This is a genomic window from Xanthomonas sp. WHRI 10204, assembly GCF_040202875.1.
In the GTDB taxonomy this organism is placed as follows: domain Bacteria; phylum Pseudomonadota; class Gammaproteobacteria; order Xanthomonadales; family Xanthomonadaceae; genus Xanthomonas.
In genome coordinates this window covers 1035451-1054910 of sequence record NZ_JBEGDW010000001.1, presented here as the reverse complement: position 1 = coordinate 1054910, position 19460 = coordinate 1035451, and the positions used below count along the sequence as shown (strand labels likewise).

Annotated in this window: 17 protein-coding genes and 1 pseudogene; 16 read left to right on the top strand and 2 right to left on the bottom strand. The window is 63.7% G+C overall.

Going from position 1 to position 19460, the window contains the following annotated elements; all coding sequences use genetic code 11:
* Positions 1 to 754 precede the first annotated feature (754 nt).
* The 15 genes from ABQZ00_RS04505 to ABQZ00_RS04435 all read left to right on the top strand — a co-directional run bounded on the left by ABQZ00_RS04505 (position 755) and on the right by ABQZ00_RS04435 (position 11729).
* Positions 755 to 1006: a WGR domain-containing protein gene (locus ABQZ00_RS04505; RefSeq protein ID WP_039414382.1), complete on the top strand. Its 252-nt coding sequence runs from the start codon at positions 755 to 757 to the stop codon at positions 1004 to 1006.
* Positions 1007 to 1019: 13 nt separating this feature from the next.
* Complete coding sequence (gene hemE / locus ABQZ00_RS04500; protein WP_055849442.1) at positions 1020 to 2084, top strand: uroporphyrinogen decarboxylase; 1065 nt, start codon at positions 1020 to 1022, stop codon at positions 2082 to 2084.
* Between the two features lie 1304 nt (positions 2085 to 3388).
* Positions 3389 to 3676: a RebB family R body protein gene (locus ABQZ00_RS04495; RefSeq protein WP_055849437.1), complete on the top strand. Its 288-nt coding sequence runs from the start codon at positions 3389 to 3391 to the stop codon at positions 3674 to 3676.
* A 38-nt stretch (positions 3677 to 3714) separates the two neighbouring features.
* Entirely contained in the window at positions 3715 to 3984 is a 270-nt protein-coding gene (locus tag ABQZ00_RS04490; RefSeq protein WP_055849433.1) for a RebB family R body protein, read from the top strand.
* Between the two features lie 30 nt (positions 3985 to 4014).
* Entirely contained in the window at positions 4015 to 4281 is a 267-nt protein-coding gene (locus ABQZ00_RS04485) for a RebB family R body protein (RefSeq protein WP_055849430.1), read from the top strand.
* A gap of 52 nt (positions 4282 to 4333) precedes the next feature.
* Positions 4334 to 4612, top strand: coding sequence for a RebB family R body protein (locus ABQZ00_RS04480; RefSeq protein ID WP_104614476.1), 279 nt, complete (start codon positions 4334 to 4336; stop codon positions 4610 to 4612).
* 150 nt (positions 4613 to 4762) lie between these two features.
* Complete coding sequence (locus tag ABQZ00_RS04475) at positions 4763 to 5050, top strand: hypothetical protein (RefSeq protein ID WP_236699242.1); 288 nt, start codon at positions 4763 to 4765, stop codon at positions 5048 to 5050.
* A 50-nt stretch (positions 5051 to 5100) separates the two neighbouring features.
* The gene (locus tag ABQZ00_RS04470) at positions 5101 to 5319 is read left to right on the top strand and encodes a RebB family R body protein (protein WP_228324248.1); all 219 of its coding nucleotides are present in this window, start codon (positions 5101 to 5103) and stop codon (positions 5317 to 5319) included.
* A complete protein-coding gene (locus ABQZ00_RS04465; protein ID WP_323537475.1) occupies positions 5316 to 5966 on the top strand; it encodes a RebB family R body protein in 651 nt (216 codons plus the stop codon). The genes ABQZ00_RS04470 and ABQZ00_RS04465 overlap by 4 nt, the downstream gene beginning before the upstream one ends.
* A 79-nt stretch (positions 5967 to 6045) precedes the next feature.
* A complete protein-coding gene (locus tag ABQZ00_RS04460) occupies positions 6046 to 6393 on the top strand; it encodes a hypothetical protein (protein ID WP_055850379.1) in 348 nt (115 codons plus the stop codon).
* A gap of 19 nt (positions 6394 to 6412) precedes the next feature.
* Positions 6413 to 7483, top strand: a complete 1071-nt coding sequence (locus tag ABQZ00_RS04455) for a hypothetical protein (protein WP_323537476.1) — start codon at positions 6413 to 6415, stop codon at positions 7481 to 7483.
* Entirely contained in the window at positions 7480 to 8112 is a 633-nt protein-coding gene (locus tag ABQZ00_RS04450) for a hypothetical protein (RefSeq protein WP_323537477.1), read from the top strand. The genes ABQZ00_RS04455 and ABQZ00_RS04450 overlap by 4 nt, the downstream gene beginning before the upstream one ends.
* A 4-nt stretch (positions 8113 to 8116) precedes the next feature.
* Positions 8117 to 9175 (top strand): NUDIX domain-containing protein, encoded by a 1059-nt coding sequence (locus ABQZ00_RS04445; RefSeq protein ID WP_323537478.1) that lies wholly within the window; start codon positions 8117 to 8119, stop codon positions 9173 to 9175.
* Positions 9176 to 9217: 42 nt separating this feature from the next.
* Complete coding sequence (locus ABQZ00_RS04440; RefSeq protein WP_323537479.1) at positions 9218 to 9904, top strand: glycoside hydrolase domain-containing protein; 687 nt, start codon at positions 9218 to 9220, stop codon at positions 9902 to 9904.
* A gap of 40 nt (positions 9905 to 9944) precedes the next feature.
* Positions 9945 to 11729, top strand: coding sequence for a hypothetical protein (locus ABQZ00_RS04435; protein ID WP_323537480.1), 1785 nt, complete (start codon positions 9945 to 9947; stop codon positions 11727 to 11729).
* On the opposite strand, the gene ABQZ00_RS04430 is transcribed toward ABQZ00_RS04435, so the two are convergent.
* Entirely contained in the window at positions 11726 to 13240 is a 1515-nt protein-coding gene (locus ABQZ00_RS04430; protein ID WP_323537481.1) for a helix-turn-helix domain-containing protein, read from the bottom strand. The two genes, ABQZ00_RS04435 and ABQZ00_RS04430, sit on opposite strands and share 4 nt — an antisense overlap.
* 714 nt (positions 13241 to 13954) lie before the next feature.
* On the opposite strand from ABQZ00_RS04430, the gene mdtD reads away from it, so the two are divergent.
* A complete protein-coding gene (gene mdtD, locus ABQZ00_RS04425) occupies positions 13955 to 15376 on the top strand; it encodes a multidrug transporter subunit MdtD (RefSeq protein ID WP_323521350.1) in 1422 nt (473 codons plus the stop codon).
* Positions 15377 to 15466: 90 nt separating this feature from the next.
* On the opposite strand, the pseudogene ABQZ00_RS04420 reads toward mdtD, so the two are convergent.
* A pseudogene (locus ABQZ00_RS04420) lies at positions 15467 to 19006 on the bottom strand (hybrid sensor histidine kinase/response regulator).
* Positions 19007 to 19460: the final 454 nt, after the last annotated feature.

Genomic DNA, 19460 nt, shown 5'->3' with positions numbered 1-19460 from the left:
GCGTTGGCTGGTTGGGGTGGCCTTGGCCGGTTGAGGTTGCGTTGACTGGTTGAGGGTGCGTTGGCTGGTTGGGGTGGCGTCGGCTAATTGAAGCTGGGGTTGGCTGGGTTGAGATCGACGTTTGCCAGCAAAGACAAGCACGGACTGCTAGACGGCCACGCAACACCGCCGTCGAACGCCGGCCCCGACGCCCACTGATCTGACAGCGCGAAGACATTGCATTGGTAGGAGCGCCCCTGGGCGCGATGGGCCTCACCGATGAATCCCCGTCGCGCCCAGGTGCGCTCCTACGACCAGAGCCCCGCGCACCTACAGCGCGCCACGGCTGGTTTTGGATACCGCTGCCTTCGTAGGAGCGTGCCTGCGCGCGATGGGCCTTCTCGATAAAACTCCAGCGGCGTTCCTACGAAAAGTCTATGCATCGATCAACCGCGCACCGTCCGGCCTGACGCCTTTTTCAACCACGTAACTGATCGCCGGCCACGAGGCCGACGCATGTGACAGCGCGCCACTGCTGCGCTTGGATACCGTCGCCTTGTAGGAGCGCCCTTGGGCGCGATGGGCCTTCTCGATAAAACCCCAGCGCGCCCAGCGGCGCTCCTACGCACAGACAACCGCAGCACAACGCATCAGCCACCAGGCACCCACGGCGCCCATTTCCGCCCCACTGCCCGCGATGGACCTTCGCAAGCGGAGCAGCACGGCGCGCCCACGGCCCCCCAGCCTTCAGCACTGCCCGGCTACAATCGGCCGCATGCGCATCCTCCTGCAACACGATTCCGGCGGCAACGAGCCGCTCCGCTACGTCCAGCTGACCCTGCAACCGGACCTGTTCGGTGGCTGGGAACTGCTGCGCGAGAGTGGCCAGATCGGTGGACGCACGCAACTGCGACGCGACCAGTACCTGCTGCAGGACGAGGCCGACCGGGCGTTCGAAAAGGCCCGCGATACCCAACTCAAACGCGGCTTCCAACTCATCACCGGCGGCGCCGACGCGCCGCGCTGAGGACACATCTCCCATGCTCAAGAACGATCGCCTGCTGCGCGCCCTCAACCGTCAGCCCGTGGACCGCACCCCCGTGTGGTTGATGCGCCAGGCCGGCCGCTACTTACCGGAATACCGCGCCACCCGCGCGCGCGCCGGCAGCTTCCTGGGCATGGCCAAAAACCCGGACATCGCCTGCGAAGTGACCTTACAGCCACTGCAGCGGTTTCCGCTGGACGCGGCGATCCTGTTCTCCGACATCCTGACCATCCCCGATGCGATGGGCCTGGAGCTGTACTTCGTCGAAGGCGAAGGCCCCAAGTTCCGTCACCCGGTGCGCGATGCCGCCGCCATCCATCGCCTGGGTGTGCCGGACATGGAAACCGAGCTGCGCTACGTGATGGACGCGGTGCGCCTGATCCGCCGCGAACTGGATGGCGCGGTGCCGCTGATCGGCTTTTCCGGCAGCCCGTGGACGCTGGCCTGCTACATGATCGAAGGCGGCGGCAGTAAGGAATACGCGCGTATCAAGGCGATGGCCTTCAATGCCCCGGACGTGCTGCACCACCTGCTCAGCACGGTGACCGATGCGGTGATTGCGTACCTGTCTGCACAACGTGCGGCCGGTGCGCAGGCGCTGCAGGTGTTCGACACCTGGGGTGGCGTGCTGTCGCCGGCGATGTACCGCGAATTTTCGCTGCCCTACCTCACCCGCATCGCGCGCGAACTCGAACGCGGCGACGGCGCCGAGCGCACTCCGCTGGTGCTGTTCGGCAAGGGCAACGGCGCCTACGTGGCAGACCTGGCCGCCAGCGGTGCCGAAGCGGTGGGTGTGGACTGGACCATCTCGCTGGCCGACGCCGCTCAGCGCGCCGGCGGCCGCGTCGCCCTGCAAGGCAACCTGGACCCGGCCACGCTGTACGGCTCGCCCGAGGCGATCCGCAGCGAAGTCGGCAAGACCCTGGACAGCTACGCCCAAGGCAATGGCGGCTCGCGCGAGGGCCACGTGTTTAACCTCGGTCACGGCATGTCGCCGGACATGAATCCGGATCACGTCGGCGTGCTGGTGGAAGCGGTGCAGAGCCTGAGCAAGCGCTGATGCATTGCGTGATCGACAGCGCCGATGTTCGCTGTCGATCATGGCTCGGTTATGCGTATGCATCTGGTCAGCGCAGCGACTGATGGCGCTTACCAGCACATGCACCTTGCTGCACAGAAAAGCCGAAAATCCCGTGATTTACCAAGCCACACACTGAGACAGAGCGTGATCACCGCTCTTTGCGCCGACGGCGAGACACGCTTGCTACGCGCAGCAATCGCCACCTACTGCAGCGCGCTCCCGTCCATCTCCTACAGCCAACTGGCGGCAGCACTCTGTGCTCGCGCACGCCATCTGCGTTGAGGTCATCAACGCGGCGCAGCGCACCGCGCACCGCGAGACACGCTTGCTACGCGCAGCAATCGCCACCTACTGCAGCGCGCTCCCGTCCATCTCCTACAACCAACTGGTGGCAGCGCTCTGTGCCCGCACACGCCGTCTACGTTGACGTCATCAACGCGACGCAGCGCAAAGCGCACCGCGAGACAAGCATGTCTACGCGCAGCAATCGCCACCTACTGCAGTGCGCTCCCGTCCATCTCCTACAGCCAACTGATGGCAGCGCTCTGTGCTCGCGCACGCCATCTGCGTTGACGTCATCAATGCGCCGCAGCGCACCGCGTAAGACCGCGCCACCCAGGTCAGAGTCCACGTATAGCGCGCGCACCGCACCGACGGACCGCTATCTGCAATCGTTCCTGCACATCGGGCCGATTACGGGCTCATGCGCTTGCGCCTGGCAACGCCTACCGACGCACACCCTGCGCGTCAGTGGCTTCGCACCGCTTACAACAGATGCGTCCATATCCCAACCCAAATCATGGCGTGGTGATCAGGCAGAGTGCTCGTCAGCAGCCTCAACCGTAACCATCGATCAACATGTACCTGATCGTCCGGCACACATCGGAAACGCGATCGCGCGCACAACCTGTGGCGCTTGGCACACGCAAAGCCATCAAGCGGAAAAACATTCAAAGATCACCGCGTTTGCCAACTGCAGCGCTCCCGTCGGTTCTACAGGGATTTAGTGCAAACCGCATCGCGGTTTACCGCTGAACGCGCTGCAAGATTCGATAAAACCGGCATTAAGTCGGATACAACGCTAAAGCAGAACAGCATTCACGTCGTTAACCCCGGTATTGCCATCGTTAACCCCAATTTCTTTGATCGATGGCGCTCTATTGTGGCGACACGGTGATGCGGTGGAACTGCACATTCTCTCGACAGGCCAACGACCTGGCAAACCTCGACACCGTCGCGTTTTTCAAGCATTCCAACCGTCGTCACATTCCAAGGAGAGACACATGGCATTTCCAACCGCCGTCAACGACCAGATCACCGACTCCGTCACACAAGCCAACACCAAGGTGCTGGGCGATGCCCCGGCCATCGCCATGGGCAATCTGTATCAGGCCACCGCACAAGCGTTGGCAAACGCCGCGCACAACGCGACCAACGCGCAGCAGCAAAGCTACGTCACGGCGCAGTCGGCCACCACGATGGGGGTCGCCACGCTCTACTCCATCGATACCGCCACCACCGGGATGGCGACCAAGCAGATCCTGAGCACCGGCGTGAAGGGCCTGGGCTGAGTTAATCGCATTGATCTCTGGCACATAAGGAGCACGAAATGGCATTTCCGACCGCAGTCAATAACCAGATCACCGATTCCGTTACCCAGGTCAATACCAAGGTCCTGGGCGACGCGCCCGCAATCGCCATGGGCAATCTCTATCAGGCAACGGCGCAAGCGCTGGCCAATGCCGCCCATAACGCGACCAATGCGCAGCAACAGAGCTATGTCACCGCGCAGTCGGCCACCACGATGGGTGTGGCGATGCTGTACTCCATCGACACCGCCACCACCGGTGTGACCACCAAGCAGATCCTGAGCGTTTAATCGCCAGGCTGACGCCAAGGACATCCGCGCATGGCATTTCCCACCGCTGTCAACGACCAGATTACCGACTCGGTCACCCAGGCCAACCTGCAGGTACTGGGAAGTTCCCCTGCCGCAGCCATGGGCAATCTGTACCAGGCCACCGCGCAGGCGCTGGCAAACGCAGCCCACAACGCAACGCTCGCGCAACAGCAGATGTACATCACCGCACAAGCAGCCACCACGATGGGCGTTTCGCTGTTGTATTCGCTCGATACCGGCGCCACGGGTGCCGCCACCAAGAAGATGCTCGGCTAACCGCTAACGCCGCAACGTCTTCATTCTTTCACTACCTCAAGGAGCTATCACCATGGCCTTTCCGACTGCCGTCAACAGCCAGATCACCGATTCGGTTTCCCAGGTCAACACCAAGGTCCTCGGCGATGCGCCGGCGATCGCAATGGGCAATCTGTTCGTTGCCACCAGCCAGGCGCTGTCCAACGCCGCCCACAACGCCACCAACAACCAGCAGCAGTCCTACGTGACGATGCAGGCATCGACGACCCAGGGTGTGTCCACCCTGTATGCGATCGACACCGCGTCCGATGGCGTCGCCACCCGGGAAATCCTGAGCGCCGGGCTTCGGTAAGCGGCAACCGGGCGCCGCTGCTGCCGCAAGAGCGGCGCCCGGTCTGCACTGCCCTTGCCGCTCTGACCTACCCCCCCTGGACGCATCGAGAAAGGACGCATCATGTTGCAACTACATCATGTCCCCACGTCCAACACACTGGACGTGGTTGTGAGACTGATCAGAGGCCGCACCATCGTGGCGACGTTCGCGCCGCACCAAAAAGCGGTGATGAACGTCGAGTTCGACGGCATCCTGCCGGTGATTCCCGGCGTTGAGCCCTTGGTGTACCGCCAGCAGTCCGACAGCGTGATCGACGTGCCGTACGGCAATTTCGCACTCCTCGAACGCGTACACAACGGCGTGGCCTTGCAGTACGCGTGCAAACACGAGCCACAGACCACCGTCCTGTTCGCGGCATCGGTCAGCGTTGCCCAGCGCAGGCCGTTGTTGGCCTAGCACGCAAACGCCAGCGCACGGTCATGCAGCCCAGCGCACGTGCCGCAAGCGTGGCCAGCCTGGTCGGCACTGCCGCCACGGGCGCGGCGCTGACCATCGGGCAGGCCCCGGCTTTTGCAATGGGCGCGACGTATCTGGCGCTAGCGGACTCGATCGCACTGGCGATGGAAAACGCCGTCGCCAACCAGCAACGCGGACAGGTGCTTGCCGATGCCGCCCTCACCCAGATTCTCGCCTTAATCATCCAGAAGGGAGCGACTTCGTCATGATCGACGACAGTACCGTGAACAGCCAGATCGTCGACGCCGTCAGCAGCATCGTGACGCTGACCACCGGTCAGGCACCTGCGCAGGCGCTTGGCATGCTCGATGCCGTGATGCTGGAGACGCTGGGCATGGCGATGCACAACGCGGTCAACCGACAGCAGGGCGCCGGCATGATCAATGCCGCAGCGATCACCGCGGCCTGCGCCAAGATGATTTCGGCACCGTTCCCGGTTCCAGCGCCGTTGCCACCCGCACCACCCGGCCCTGCACCGACAGTCGCGCCCTTGCCTGGGCCGCCGCCGATGCCGCCTCCACCGGCAGCGCTGATCGCCGCCGCCGCTGCAGAAGCCAAGGTGGCTGTCGATGTGCTGAAAACGCAGGCGCAGGGTGCGTCGGCAAACGCGGCGACCGCAACCGCCGACCTCATGCAAGTGCATGCGCTAAGCGTGCCGCCCCCTCTGCCCACCAGTCCTCCCGCCCCCGGCGCCGGCTCAGATCATGCTGCCACTTCTGATGCTTCTGCTGCTGCACCCACAACTGCAGTTGTTGTCACTCCCGCAGCTGTTCGTGCATCTGCACCTATTGCTCCTGTTGCACCTGCATCTACATCTAGCTCTGCACCTGCACCTGCGCCACCTCCTCAGTCGTAGACCGTCTACGGACATGGCGTGTTACCCCCCTATCACCAGGCCTCATTGAAAGGCGGCCGATCCTTCCATGGGAACCAAGATGGAACCGACAAAGGTCAATGCGCAGGTCATCGACGTCATCAACCAGGTGCAGCTTGCGACCATGAGCCCGCAGGTCGTACTGACCAGCGGAGCCGGCAAAGCCTATCAATCGGTGGCGCAATCGACTGCCATCGCAGTACAGGACGCCACCGATGCGCTGCGCAATGTCTCGACCATCGCGACTACCGCGGTCGGCGTGGCGATGGCGCAGTACCTGGCTACCGGCGACGACAAATATGTTGTCGCGCTCGTCCAGGCGCAGGCACTGATGCAGGGCGCCACCGACGACTTCGCCAGGATCGGCTCGGCGGCAGGCCTGGTACTGAAGAATTTCCCCGCTGGTTGAATCCACAAGGAGTCATGCAATGTCCGTTTCTGTCGCAGGCCGCCTGATCTCGATGCCAAGGATGTTGTCGTCACTGGGCAGGCAGGCCATGGCGTTTATTGATGGAGGCACGCAATGGCTGGACTGGGCGATCCAGTCGCCCGGCGCGCGCTATGACTTCCCCGACGAGACCAGCTTGCTCGACGAGGTGCAGCAAGGTCTGCATGGCTCGCGCCTGACCTTGCTCCCGCAGCTGGCGCTGAAGGTCAGCCCGGTCAAGCTGATGACCTTGAGTTCGGCCGACCTGGGCACGCTCGCACAGGCAGAATCCGGCGATACCGGGTCGGTGGTCAAAGCGCAGCTGCAGCGCATTTTTCACGACAACGCCTTGTTTACCGCAAGCGACCTGGCCGCAGGCCGTAGTCTTCTGACGCAGTTGAAGGTCGAGGGCGCCGGAGTGTTCCAGTCGCTGGACCTGCAGGAAAGCCTGGCACTGCGCCAACTGGCCGCCGAAGCGCCGCCAGCCAACGTGACGCCTGCACTGCAGCAGGAGGCCGCCGCATTCGCCATCGAGCAAGCGCGCACACCGCTGGAATTTTGCGATTACTACCGCTTCTATCTGGCCTGCACCGCCACGCTCGCCACTGAGGACGAGCGCGCGCTTGCGGCAGCTTCGGCACTACAGACACTGCTGCCGCTGCTGTTCGCTGCCCTGGATTGCCCACAAGTGCAGGGGCTGCCCTCGCCCAACGAGGTCGCAATGAGCGTTGCCGAATGGCTGGCGCGCGGTCGCCAGATCGGTTTTGCGCGGTTATCGCTGGCCGCCCAGCAGATCGTCCAACACACCCGCTACCAAGGCGAAGGCGACAACCAGGCAGCGAGCGATGCAATCCGCCTCTATCTGCAGTCTGCACAGGCATTCCTGGCGGCCAACCGGCCCAGCCATGGCGTGCTGGGCCAGGATGGCAACAGCTGCGTGTTCGCGATGCAGAACGACACCCTGGCTGCGTTGCTGCAGGTCAACAACGGCATTATCTCGCTCCGTGATTTCGGGGCGGCACCGGCGAGTGCGGGGGCGAGCGTGCCCCAGGATGCAGAGGAGCCGGAGTGAACGCACCAACGTCGCTTCCCGCGGCAACAGACCAGGCCCCGCCGACGATCAGCGCCGCCGACGCAGTCCGCAACGCGGTGCATGCAGGACGCGCCGCGGCCCTGGCTGCCGCACGCCAGGGCATGACGCAGGCCGAACACGCACTGGGCGAGATGCTGCGCACACCTGCAGCGCAGCGCCCGCCCGATACTGCATCGCTGCCGGCACCGATACAGCACCCGCGAAGCGATGCCGTTGCCCCGCTCCAACCCGCTTCCACTTCAGGAGACACCGACATGTCCGACGACACCCTTCCGACCCCAGCAGCCACGACCACTGCAGCGCCAACCGCGAGTACTGCGCAACCGCCTGAGCCATCGGCAATCGATGCCGCGTTGCAGGCCGCACAAGCTCAGGTCGAACAGGCAATAGCCGCCAGCGACAGGGCCGTACAGGCGGCGATGCAGGCCGCAACCGCCGCCGTCACCGACAACGAGCAGGCGGTTTATGCATCCCGTCAGGCATTGCAGCAGGCCGATGAAGCCGCAACCGCTGCCGTTGCCGCCGCGCAGCAGCAGGCCGAGCAGGCGATGGCGGCGACAGTGGCGGCAACCCAGCCGGCCGCAGGATCGCCATCGAACGGAGGCTGAGTCCATGCAGGTCTATGCCGCGTTGTGGGATGAAGCGGGCACCTATCTGATCGCACGCAAACGCTGTTTCAACAACTGGTGGGGGGATCAGTCCGCACCGGTGTTGGCGGTGGAAGCGGTTGCGCTGTTGTGCAAAATCACTGCGAATGCAGCCGGTGTCAGCCCACCCTTTCCAGATGTCGACTGGGACAGTGCTCGAAACTGCCTGCGAGGAGCGTGGCTAGCCGCCAACGGCCTGCGGGAGAAAGATGCAGCCTACATCGGCGCAGCGCAGGCACTCGGTCTTGCATACCAGAATGCCTGCACCGACAGTCCAAGTTGCGATGCAGTCACCGACAAGGCCATGGAGGGCGCCGGCCACTTGCTCAGGGTGAAATTCGGACCAAGCTCGTCTCGTACAAAGACAGGCGAATCGCTGGAATCGAAAATCAAAGGCGCCGGCAGCGATCCTCTGCAATGGAACGCTGCATGCGTGGACGCCGACACGCTGGCACGCGACATGCGGGAATGGGCCCGGCAAAAACCGTTGGCAATCGTGAACCAGGCTGGCCAGTGGGCACTGCCTGGCGGCCGCCTCAATCCTGGGGAATCTCCCGAACAGGCGGCGCGGCGCGAATTTAGCGAGGAAACCGGCTTCGCTGTTGAAAATCCCGCCGACTTTTTGCGGGATCTCGACATCGAACTGAAGGATCCCGGTGGGAACGCTTTCCAGCTGGTGCGTTTCAAGAGCACGGCTGCACTCGATGGCATCGTGGATGTCATCAATCGGGCGATCAGGTCGCGAGTCGGCGCCAATCGACCGAACGCAAGTGCGGTGTGCGATTGGGAGATCGCGTCGGTACAACGCATTGATCGATCGCAACTGACCCACTACCTCGGCGTCCACCAGCCGTTGGCGCCACAGACCATCGAGGAAGGCGCTTACGTCAGCGCAAAACTCGCTTATCCACCCAAGTCAGGCCCGCCCTATCCAACCATTCGTGACGACACTTGGCCGCGAAGAGAAAGCCAGGCAATTGGTTGGTACGGACAAATGGCCACGTATCTGCAGACATCCCCCTGATTCCGATCTCGACGCTTCCTCCCCTCGACGCGGAGTTTCACCATGACCTTCCACACCGGCTTCGACACCGACCGCTTTCCGGGCCTGCCCGCGCTGGCCTGGCTGAAGACAAATACCAGCCTTGCCTGGTGCGCCTATTACCTCGCACCGGCGCCCAGCCATGCCGATACCGGCTGGATGGGATGGCGGCCGACGCTGGTCGCCAAGGGCTGGGGATTGGCACCGGTCTATCTGGGCCAGCAGACCACTGGCCCAGGCGCGCACTTTGTGACCGCCGAGCAGGGCGGCATCGACGGCGCGCAGGCCGCCGCGTTGGCCACCAGCGAGGGATTTCCAACTGGCGCCACCGTCTACCTGGACTGGGAGGACGGCAGCCGCCCCGGCGCCGCTGCGATCGCCTACATCCGCGCATGGATCGCCGCACTCACTGGCGCCGGTTATGCGCCGGGGCTGTATTGCTCGCATGCGCTGGCAGCGGATCTGGTGGCCGATCTGGCGCCGGGGCCGAGTCCGCAGATCTGGGCCTGGCGTGTCGCGAGCGTCGGCGGGCATCCCTATGCCGGCGACATTCGCACGCTGACGGCATCAGATCCGGCCGGCTGCGGCTATGCGCACGCTGCGCTCTGGCAGTTCGAGCAGGACGCGGTGCTGTCGCTGCCCGGGACGCCCTGCGATGACCTGGAAATCGACCTGAGTCATTCGGCCGTCGCGGATCCGAGCACGCCGTGAGCACAGATCTTTTCCACAGGTTCGCAGACAAGGCCAAGCCATGAAGGAATCTCCCGAACAAGAAGACCTGCGCCGTGCGATCAGCGGCGAGCTGACCAAGCGGATCAACGACGCGGCACGCTATCCCAACGTGCGCTCGACGGTGATCCAAGCGTTGGGCACCATCCAGGATCGGATCGCGAGTCTGTGCATCGAGTTACGCGACCGTTTCATGCTGCGCGCCGACCAACCGCTGGCCCGTTTCTACATCAAGGGCGGCAACGCGTTCACCGCCTGCATGGATCTGCTGCAGGGACACGACCAGCACCTGTTCGACTCGGGAAGCTCGGACTGGGACACGCAGGTAGCGATCGACCCCTGGCTTCCCGGCTCCGTGCAGGATGCGCTGCATGCAGAGATCGAAGACATCGTCGTCGATGAAATGAAAAAGGCCGGCGTGCTCATCGCGTTCGAGCTAAGCCTGCTTGCGTCTGACGCGTCGCCGTTGGCACAGCAGGTCTACCCCATTCCACGCGCCCAATGGCCTCCGCATACGACCGACGTGGGGTGTTTGCTCAAGTGCGACGAGCCGCAAACCTTTCGCCGTGTCTTCGACCGCGACCGCACCGGCTTGTCTGCCTACACCGGTGTGGAGATCGCCACACTCGGCGAGCGCGATATGCCCTCCCCACCGGGTATCGTGCTGAATGATGGGATCAAGCCCTTTGTTCTCTATCGACTGGGCTACACCTGGCACGCCACGCTGATCGAAGGCTACCCCGACCACATCGTTTCGCAGCCGGCCAGTCCACGCGGCATCCTGATGGAACTGATCGATGTCAGCGTGCCACGCCGCGATACGATCGAGGCAATCGCGATCTGGTCGGAAATAGGCAATGGGCACCTGACCATCGCCACCGCTGCTGGCCAACAGGAACGCTGGCAATTGCCGCTGCCGGATCTGGACTACCATCTGCGCGAGAATCTGCTGATGTTGTGCGAGATCGCCAGCGATCCGTTGGCACTCGGTGCGCACAAGGAAGCAAAGCGCCGCGAGCGCGTCGCCGCAATTCACGCCTGGTACGCATCCATCGCTCAGCTGCCGCATTTTCAAAGCGTGCTCGCCGGGATGGCTGGCAGACACGTAGGCGCGTTAGGCGACGATGCCCCCACGCTGGTCAACGCGTTGATGGCGTCGGTGCGCGCACGCACCACGCAGGCGGCGCCGGACTATGCCAATGGACAGCCGACCGACGCCACGCGCGCGCGCATTCTTGCCGCACGCCATGGCACCGGCACCCTGCTCACGTTGCTGTCGGATGCGTTTACCGCGCCGGTCCTGCTCTCGGCCGCCTTCAGCGACGATCTGCTGTTGATGAGCACCCTCGCACAAAGCCCCTATCTGGCTGTCGATCAGCTGCGCTTTTCCGGCGTGGACATGGCAGCGGTCGCACGGGTCAGCTACAAACAGCTGCAGGCACTGGACATTGCTGCATTCGAGCACGCCGTAGGACAGTGGCTTGGCGAGGACGTCCAGGTTCTGGCCCAACCGCACAACACGCCGCGCGTGGGAGGCATCAGCTACGAATGCACACTGGTGGTGTTCGTCAATGCCAAACAGCCACCGTTCGAAAAAACCGTCCTGGCGTTCTTGACCCTCACTACTGCCACGGACGCGCAGGCGCCGTTCCACTCTGGCCCAGCCGGTCAAGGCAGCGCTTACGCAGCGCTGCTCGATATCGACGGCCAGCGCAAGGCGGCTGCGGCGCTGGTCGAAGAGTTCGTGCTGCGTGAACGGCTGTCCAAACAGCACGATGCCATCAAAACCCTATTGCCTCAGGCTTAAACCGGAGACACATCTCCTTGTCCACGCGCGTTGCGAAACGCGCGTGGACTGACACCCACCAGCCGTCGAAAACTCTTTTCGAAATGACTCAAGTCGCCGAAGCCGACCTTCAGCGCCACTTCGGTCACACGCAGTTTCTGCTCACGCTGCAGCAGATCCTTGGCCTTCTCGATACGGAGCTGCTGCAGCAGCGGCTTGAACGTGGTGCCCAGCTCCTCGCGGAACAGAAAGCCCAGATGCGACTGGCTGACGTGCGCTTGTCGCGCCAGATCGCCTAGGGTCAGCGGCTCGGCGTAATGCGCGCCGAGATAGACCAGAGCTCGCCGCAGGGCGTCATGCAAGGTGGCGAGGCGTTGACCTGGACGGTGCGGAAGACCGTCGATCCAATCGACAGGCGCTGCCGGTAGCGTGGGCGCGAGCGGATCATCGTCCGGCTGCGATGGCACTGAGCCCGCGACACGCTGTTGCCCTTGCAGCAGGCTTGCGGCCAGGCGAGGCGCATGCTGCTGGAGATCGGCGAGCTGGATAGGCCTGCCTGCGGTCATGACCGCCAGGCGCAGCACCACCCGCTCCAGTTCCAGCAGGTTTTCGGGCCATGGATACTGCGTCAGGGCATCCATCAGCGTGTCAGTCACCCACTGCCGGGAATCGAAGCCGTGCCGCTCCAGCACGCGCTCGAGATGAAACGCGATGTCCGGCAACCGCTCACACAACGCGGCAAGCTCGATCGACAGCACATCGAGTTGCGACAACAGCGCACGCGAGAATTGCCCCGCGCGCACGCGCTGCGACAGATCGGCAGTGGTGGACGCGATCACCCGGGTGAAAACATCGGCACCCGAGGCGGACCAGCGGCCGTGCCGCCCCCGAAGACACCGCGACAACTGACGCTGCAGCGCTGCGTCGAGCTCATCCACCCCTTGCAAGTACAGCGTTCCGCCGGCCGCGCGCTCGAACCAGGCCGACGGGTCGCCATCCGAATCGTCGCAATCCACCGCGACGAACGGCCCATCCCGCCAGGGCCCCGTTGCATGCAGCAAGACGGCCACTTCCTCTTTCTCGGTGCCGAACCCACCACGCACGATGGCCGGCAAGCGACTGCCTGCGGCACGCTCGACAAACGCATCGACCATCCAGACCTGTTCGCACACGCCTGCCAAAAACAACGACCGATCGAATCGATCTTCCGCCCAGGCCCGCGCGGCATCACGCTTGATCAGATACGCACAACAGGTGGCGATTCGCTGGCACAACGTCATCGCCTGCGTGGTCATACCGCCCTGGGCCGGCTTCACTCTCAGTGTGCCGAGAACATGATGGGCATGCTGGACAGGAAAATCATGGGTGATCGTCGTCTGCCCATTCGTCAGATCCGGAGCCGGCGCATCGCTGCCCTCCACCCCGAAAAACGCGCATGTCGCATCGTTCAAGAGTTCGCTCTGCGCCAGTTCCGCGGCGATCTTTCCGAGCATTGTTGCCAGGGGATCGCCCGGAAGATAGGCGCGCCGCAATACATCGAAGACCTGCTTTTTCATTGATAGTCCGACTCGATACTGGCGCGCTCAGAAGGCGGCCATACCCAAGTCGCGCCATCCCTGACCAGACCGTCGGCAACGCTCCAAGAAACGACTCGGCTTTTCGCGACAATCCAACGCTCCCCGCGTGTCCCGCTCGATCGATCCATCGCACTGTGGGATGAACCTCGCTTGCGTTGGCTGGACCCGTTGGAGGCACCAAGTAGTCGCCAGCGAATCAGACGCTTGTTGCAAAGCCATATTGGGCATTAACACGCTGCTTAGTGTCTGTCCCGACCATTCGTGGCATGTGGCTGCCCCTATCGTCCATTGGGTGAGGCTCGTCTCATTCGTTGCCGGCATGGCGATGGCGTGCTGCGAAGATCTCCAGCAACCACCCGTGCAAACGAGCCCGCATTGCGCCGAGCAAGCGGGCGACGTTAGCGGATATGCTGATGCCAAGACACTGCGATGCAGTCCGCCATGCAAGGCATCGGGATCAGTGACGCAGCGCCGGGTCGCAAGGCGTTCGCCGCGGCGCAGACTGGGGCATCGGAATCGACCGCGCCCTTGCAAGCAGCCCGGCAACACCTCTGGCGACCCTTCACTGCAGTCCGCAGGACATGCACGTTCTGATCAGATGCGCACACCGTTGCGACTTTCTGCACAACGGCGCTGAGAGAATGCGCTGTCCTTCCGATGGCGATCCCCATGTCCCAGCCCGCCCCCATCCTGCGTGGCTACGCCACCATCAAGCCACTGTTGTGGCTGGTATCGCTGGCGATCTTCATGCAGATGCTGGATGCGACCATCGTCAATACGGCATTGCCGTCGATGGCGCGCAGCCTGCACGAGAGCCCGCTACAGATGCAGTCGGTGGTTTTCAGCTACGCGCTGGCGGTGGCGATGTTCATCCCGGCATCGGGCTGGATCGCGGATCGCATCGGGACACGGCGCACCTTTCTGGCCGCAATCATCGTGTTCACGCTGGGCTCGTTGCTGTGCGCAGCAGCGCAGCAGCTGCCGCAGCTGGTGGGCGCGCGCATCGTGCAAGGCATCGGCGGTGCGATGTTGTTGCCGGTGGGCCGGCTGGCGGTGCTCAAGACGGTGGCGCGCGAGGACTTCCTGCGCGCCATGAGTTTTATCGCCATTCCCGCGCTGATCGGCCCGCTGATCGGCCCGACCCTGGGCGGTTGGCTGGTGGAAGTGGCGTCCTGGCACTGGGTGTTTTTGATCAACCTGCCGATCGGCGTCATCGGCTTTATCGCCGCACTGAAGATCATGCCGGACCACTACGGCGATGCACGCAGGCGCTTCGATCTGGTCGGCTATCTGATGCTCGCGGTCGGCATGGTGGCTTTGTCGCTGGCGCTGGATGGCATTTCCGAACTCGGGCTGCGGCATGCGTTTGTGATGTTGCTGGCGATCGGCGGGCTGGCTGCATTGGCCGGCTATTGGCTGCATGCCGGCAATACCGGCAACGCGCTGTTCCCGTTGGCGCTGTTCAAGGTGGCGAGTTATCGCATCGGCATTCTGGGCAACCTGTTTGCGCGGGTCGGCAGTGGCTCGATGCCGTTCTTGATTCCGCTGCTGCTGCAGGTCGGCCTGGAGATGAGCCCGATGAATGCCGGGCTGATGATGGTGCCGGTGGCGCTGGCCGGCATGGCGGCAAAACGCGCGGCGGTAAAGCTGGTCGGACGCTTCGGCTACCGCAACACCTTGATGATCAATACCGTGCTGGTGGGGCTGGCGATGGCCAGCTTCGCACTGATCGATGTGGGCCAACCGCTGTGGTTGCGGCTGCTGCAACTGGCCTGCTTCGGCGGCGTCAATTCGCTGCAATTTACCGTCATGAATACCGTCACCTTGCGCGACCTGGATCGCGATCAGGCCAGCCCGGGCAATAGCCTGTTGTCGATGGTGATGATGCTGGCCACCGGCTTCGGCGCGGCGGCCGCGGGTAGCCTGCTGGCCGCCTTCAACACCCATCTGGGCGATACGCACGGCGCCACTGCGGCACTGCATGCCACCTTCCTGTGCGTGGGCGGCATTACGCTGACGTCGACGCTGATCTTCTGGCAGCTGGCCGACACACGGCCGCATCCCAAGGACGTGGAAGCGGTGGCCGAGTAATCGACGCAACGGCTTCGCGCGGACGCATTGAAACGCGGGGCGTGCAGGCCTCGCATGGCACAGGTGTCGCCAGCGATGCGGCAGCTTTTTTTAGATGTCTTCGCGCGGACGGACCCGTCGCAACGCATCGGCAATGGTGTCGGCCAGCATGTCGCCGGTCAGCGGCTTGCGCAGGAAACTGTCGAAGCCTGCTTCCTTGGCGGTTGGTTCGGCGGCTTCATCGGAACGTGCGGTTACTGCAATCAGCGGCATCTCGTAACCGAACACGCGCAATTGCCGCGCGAGTGCGAACCCGTCCAGGCCGGGCAGATCCAGATCCAGCAGCGCCAGGTCGAACGTGTTGTCGGCGGCCTCGGTCAATGCGGCCAGGCCGTGCGGCGCATGCACCATTGAGTGCCCCTGCGAGCGCAGCAGGCCGATGATGACCTCGGCGATGGTCGGGTCGTCTTCCACCAACAGGATGCGCTGCGGCGCGATCACCGCGCTGGTACGCGTCACCTCACCGCTGAGCGCAGCGTTGGAGGTGACCCAACGCAGCGGCAGGTCCACGACAAATCGCGTGCCGGAGCCAAGCCGGCTGATCACCTCGATATGCCCACCCATCGCCAGGGCCAGCTCCTGGCAGATCGCAAGACCCAGACCGCTACCGCCGTAGCGCGAGGTGGTCTTGGCGCCATCGCCCTGCTCGAACCGTTGGAACAATCGCGCTTTCTGGTCGGCGTTGATGCCCGGTCCGGTATCGGCGACTTCGAACCGCAGGCCCTGATACGACCCCAGCGTGGTCAACTTCAAACCGACCACACCGCGCTCGGTGAACTTGATCGCGTTGCTGAGCAGATTGAGCAGAATCTGCCGAATCCGGGTAGGGTCGCCGCTGGCGGTGATGTCCCCGAGCAGGCCCACTTCCAGGCTGAAACGCAAGCCACGCTCCTGTGCGAGCGGCGCCATCAACGCCTCGACCTCGGCCACCAGCTGACGCAACGAGAACGGCTGCTGATCCAGCTCGAGGCGCCCGGATTCGATGCGCGCCAAGTCCAGCGCATCGTTGACCAACCGCAACAGGTGCGCACCGGCACGACGGATGGATTCGGTATAGCTGCGTTGCCGGTGATCCAGTTGCGTCTTGAGCAGCAGCTCGCTCATACCCATCACACCGGTCATCGGCGTACGCACTTCATGCCCCAGCGTGGCCAGAAAGCGGGTCTTGGCCAGCGACGCCTGCTCGGCCAACTCCTACTTGTGCACCGCCAACTGCCAGGCATTCAACCGGCGCAATCGCCGGCGATACAACAGCACCGCTGCCACCACCACGCACACCGCCAAGGTGACCAGCAGCAGCAGCCCCCACGGGCTACGCCACCACGGCGGCAGGACCTGAAACTTCAATGTCTGGGTCGCCGACCAGATGCCATCGGCGGTACGCCCCTGCACGTCCAGGGTGTAGTCCCCCGACGGCAGCCGCGAGAACAGACGTTCACCGCTGGGACCGACGTCGATCCAGTCCGGGTCGTAGCCGCTCAGACGGAAGCGGTAGCTGGACGATTCCGGGTGGGTAAAGGTGGGCATACGCGCCACGATGTGCAGGTCGCGGTCGTCGTCCTGCATCCTCAACGGCTCCTGCCCGGTGACATCCAACCCACGTTCGCCACGTCGCAGGCCAACCCGCTCGATCAGCAGGGGCGGCCTGCGGGTGTTGGGGCGCATGGCAGTGGGATCGAACACCACCACGCCGTCGGGAGAACCTGCAACGATCTGCCCGCCCGTCGCCTGCACCAGGGTGTTGGGCTGCAATTGCGGGCTTGGAAGCCCGTCGTGTACCCCATACACCCGCACCAGCTTGCTGCCGGGATCGATACGGATCAAGCCGCGCTGACTCGACACCCAGGCCACACCTTTGGCATCGACCACCAAGCCGTTCGGCGCCACCATCGGGAATTCCTGATCTTTCCCCACCGTGTCCAGATGCTTGAGCTGCCGACCATCCCAGAGGTAGCGCCGTATCTGCCCCGTCAATCCGATCCAGACGATGTTGCCTTCTGCGAGACGAAAGACCTGCGTTGGCAGCGTTGGCGCGCCGCGCACCGGCACAAAACGGTCGGCAGCCGGATCCCAGCGCCGCAACCCGGCATTGTTGGCAAGCCAGATCTGTCCATCCGGACCCGCGCGGATGTCGAGAATGGTCAACGCCTCCAGCCCATGACTGCCTTCGACGATGGTCCGAAGCAATTGCCCTTCCTCGCTTCTGATCTGCAGCCCCTGCTGCACAACGGTGACCCACAGTCGCCCCTGCGCATCCTCGGCCATCCGGCCTGCCCGCTCCAGGGACGCATCGGCATCGACATTGCTACCCAACTGCCAGCGTTTGACCTGACGCGAGCGCGGGTCATACCGCACCAATTCGTCGTGGACCCCAATCCAGACGTAGCCGGCCCGGCTTTCGAGCATGTAGTCCGCGGCAACGTATTTGCCGATCTTGGGCCGCTCTTGCCGCAGGTTCCCGGTTGCCGGGTCGAGGTACTCCAGCACGCCTTTTGTGCCCGTCAACCAGATGCCGCCAGAGGCCGCCGGCGTCGTTGCCGTGATGGACGGATTGGCCGGCGACTGCAGAGCGTTGCTATGGTGAGACAGCACGGCAAACATGTCCCAGTGGGGAGGCAGGTGCCACAGCCCTCCTTCGAGCGCCGCAAACCACAGTCCACCTTCGCGGTCTTCGTAGGCGGACATCCAGTTCCGCTCGACCAGGCCGTGTGCCGAAAAGCTGTAGATCGGCACGTTACGAATGTTTTGCTCTGTAATCGCCAAGCCGATGCCACCATTGGCGTCCAGCCAGTACCGCCCACTGCGATCGTGCAGCAGCACGCCCAGGATGCGTTGCTTGCGCGAGATGTCGCGCCATGGCTGGGGACGGACCTGACCATTGGCCTTCACCCCGAAAAAATCGCCGGTAACATCCGACACCCACAGTGTGTCGCCGCTACGCTCCAGGTACAGCCGGTTGACGGTCTGGGAGTTTCCGGGAAGCGCCACACGCTCGAGCCGCGTGCCGTTCCAGCGTGCGACCCCGCCGGGAGTGCCAATCCACAACGTTCCATCTGGCGCCACCTCGAACCCCATGACGCTGTCAGCCGGCAGGCTCGTGTCATCGCCCGGCACAGAGGAGAAGCGTTGCACGCTGCCATCGGGTCGCCGCCGATACAGACCATGGGTTGCGGTGCCCAGCCAGATGTCGCCGTTCGGGGTCTGCGCCAATGCCCACACCGTGATTTCGCGCAACTCCGGAAACTGCGGGCTCTCAAACGACTTGAAGATGCGCGTCTTGTTCTCCAGGAAACCGGCACCGCCGTTCTCGAAGCCCATCCACACCCGATTGTCGGCGCTGACGCAGACCGTCCAGACCGCATTGCTGGGCAGCCCTTCTTCCATGCGCCAGATGCGGAAGTTGCGCCCATCGAATCGGGCCAGACCATCATCGCTGGCAAGCCAGAGATAGCCCTGTTTGTCTTCGGCGAGTTCGCTGATGGTCTCCGACGGCAGCCCATCCGCAAGCGTGATCTGGGTAGGCACCGGAGTCACCGGTGCGCGTACTGCCAATGCGGTTGGCACACCGATGCACAAGCCAAGCGGCAGCAAGACCGATAACCGATAGAGAAAAGACAAAAAAAGGCGCACTGGATACGTTTCACGACAAGTCGCCGCATAGTGCGGGCCGCGCGGTACGCGGGCAAGCCCAAGCGGCCTCAAGCAGCCGGTCCGGCAGCGCCAGCAATTCGATCGCAACGCCGCGGCTAGCGGCTAGCGGCATGGGATGTCGAGCCCACGCAGGATGGGCGCCATGGTCATTTGGCCAGATTGCAGCATCGCCAGCGGCACCCGGACCGCAAGGCCATGGGCTCAAGCTTCGGCGAACTGTCGTTGCCCGGCAGATCACAAGGCTTGCGCGGCCGGGTTGGCATACCCGTGGCGCGCGCTGCCAGGCAGCGTCGATGTGCGGCCCACTGCCCGCATGCCCATCCCGATGCGGGCCAACTCCAGTGCTTTAGTGCCATCTCCGTCATGGCACTGAAGCAGGCCGTGCGCGGTGAGC

What these genes read in the sequence shown, in the direction of transcription:
- ABQZ00_RS04480 (WP_104614476.1), top strand. Translation starts at nt 4,334, where the DNA reads ATGGCCTTTCCGACTGCCGTCAACAGCCAGATCACCGATTCGGTTTCC.
- hemE (WP_055849442.1), top strand. Translation starts at nt 1,020, where the DNA reads ATGCTCAAGAACGATCGCCTGCTGCGCGCCCTCAACCGTCAGCCCGTG.
- ABQZ00_RS04440 (WP_323537479.1), top strand. Translation starts at nt 9,218, where the DNA reads ATGACCTTCCACACCGGCTTCGACACCGACCGCTTTCCGGGCCTGCCC.
- ABQZ00_RS04495 (WP_055849437.1), top strand. Translation starts at nt 3,389, where the DNA reads ATGGCATTTCCAACCGCCGTCAACGACCAGATCACCGACTCCGTCACA.
- ABQZ00_RS04505 (WP_039414382.1), top strand. Translation starts at nt 755, where the DNA reads ATGCGCATCCTCCTGCAACACGATTCCGGCGGCAACGAGCCGCTCCGC.
- ABQZ00_RS04445 (WP_323537478.1), top strand. Translation starts at nt 8,117, where the DNA reads ATGCAGGTCTATGCCGCGTTGTGGGATGAAGCGGGCACCTATCTGATC.
- ABQZ00_RS04455 (WP_323537476.1), top strand. Translation starts at nt 6,413, where the DNA reads ATGTCCGTTTCTGTCGCAGGCCGCCTGATCTCGATGCCAAGGATGTTG.
- mdtD (WP_323521350.1), top strand. Translation starts at nt 13,955, where the DNA reads ATGTCCCAGCCCGCCCCCATCCTGCGTGGCTACGCCACCATCAAGCCA.
- ABQZ00_RS04485 (WP_055849430.1), top strand. Translation starts at nt 4,015, where the DNA reads ATGGCATTTCCCACCGCTGTCAACGACCAGATTACCGACTCGGTCACC.
- ABQZ00_RS04460 (WP_055850379.1), top strand. Translation starts at nt 6,046, where the DNA reads ATGGAACCGACAAAGGTCAATGCGCAGGTCATCGACGTCATCAACCAG.
- ABQZ00_RS04435 (WP_323537480.1), top strand. Translation starts at nt 9,945, where the DNA reads ATGAAGGAATCTCCCGAACAAGAAGACCTGCGCCGTGCGATCAGCGGC.
- ABQZ00_RS04490 (WP_055849433.1), top strand. Translation starts at nt 3,715, where the DNA reads ATGGCATTTCCGACCGCAGTCAATAACCAGATCACCGATTCCGTTACC.
- ABQZ00_RS04465 (WP_323537475.1), top strand. Translation starts at nt 5,316, where the DNA reads ATGATCGACGACAGTACCGTGAACAGCCAGATCGTCGACGCCGTCAGC.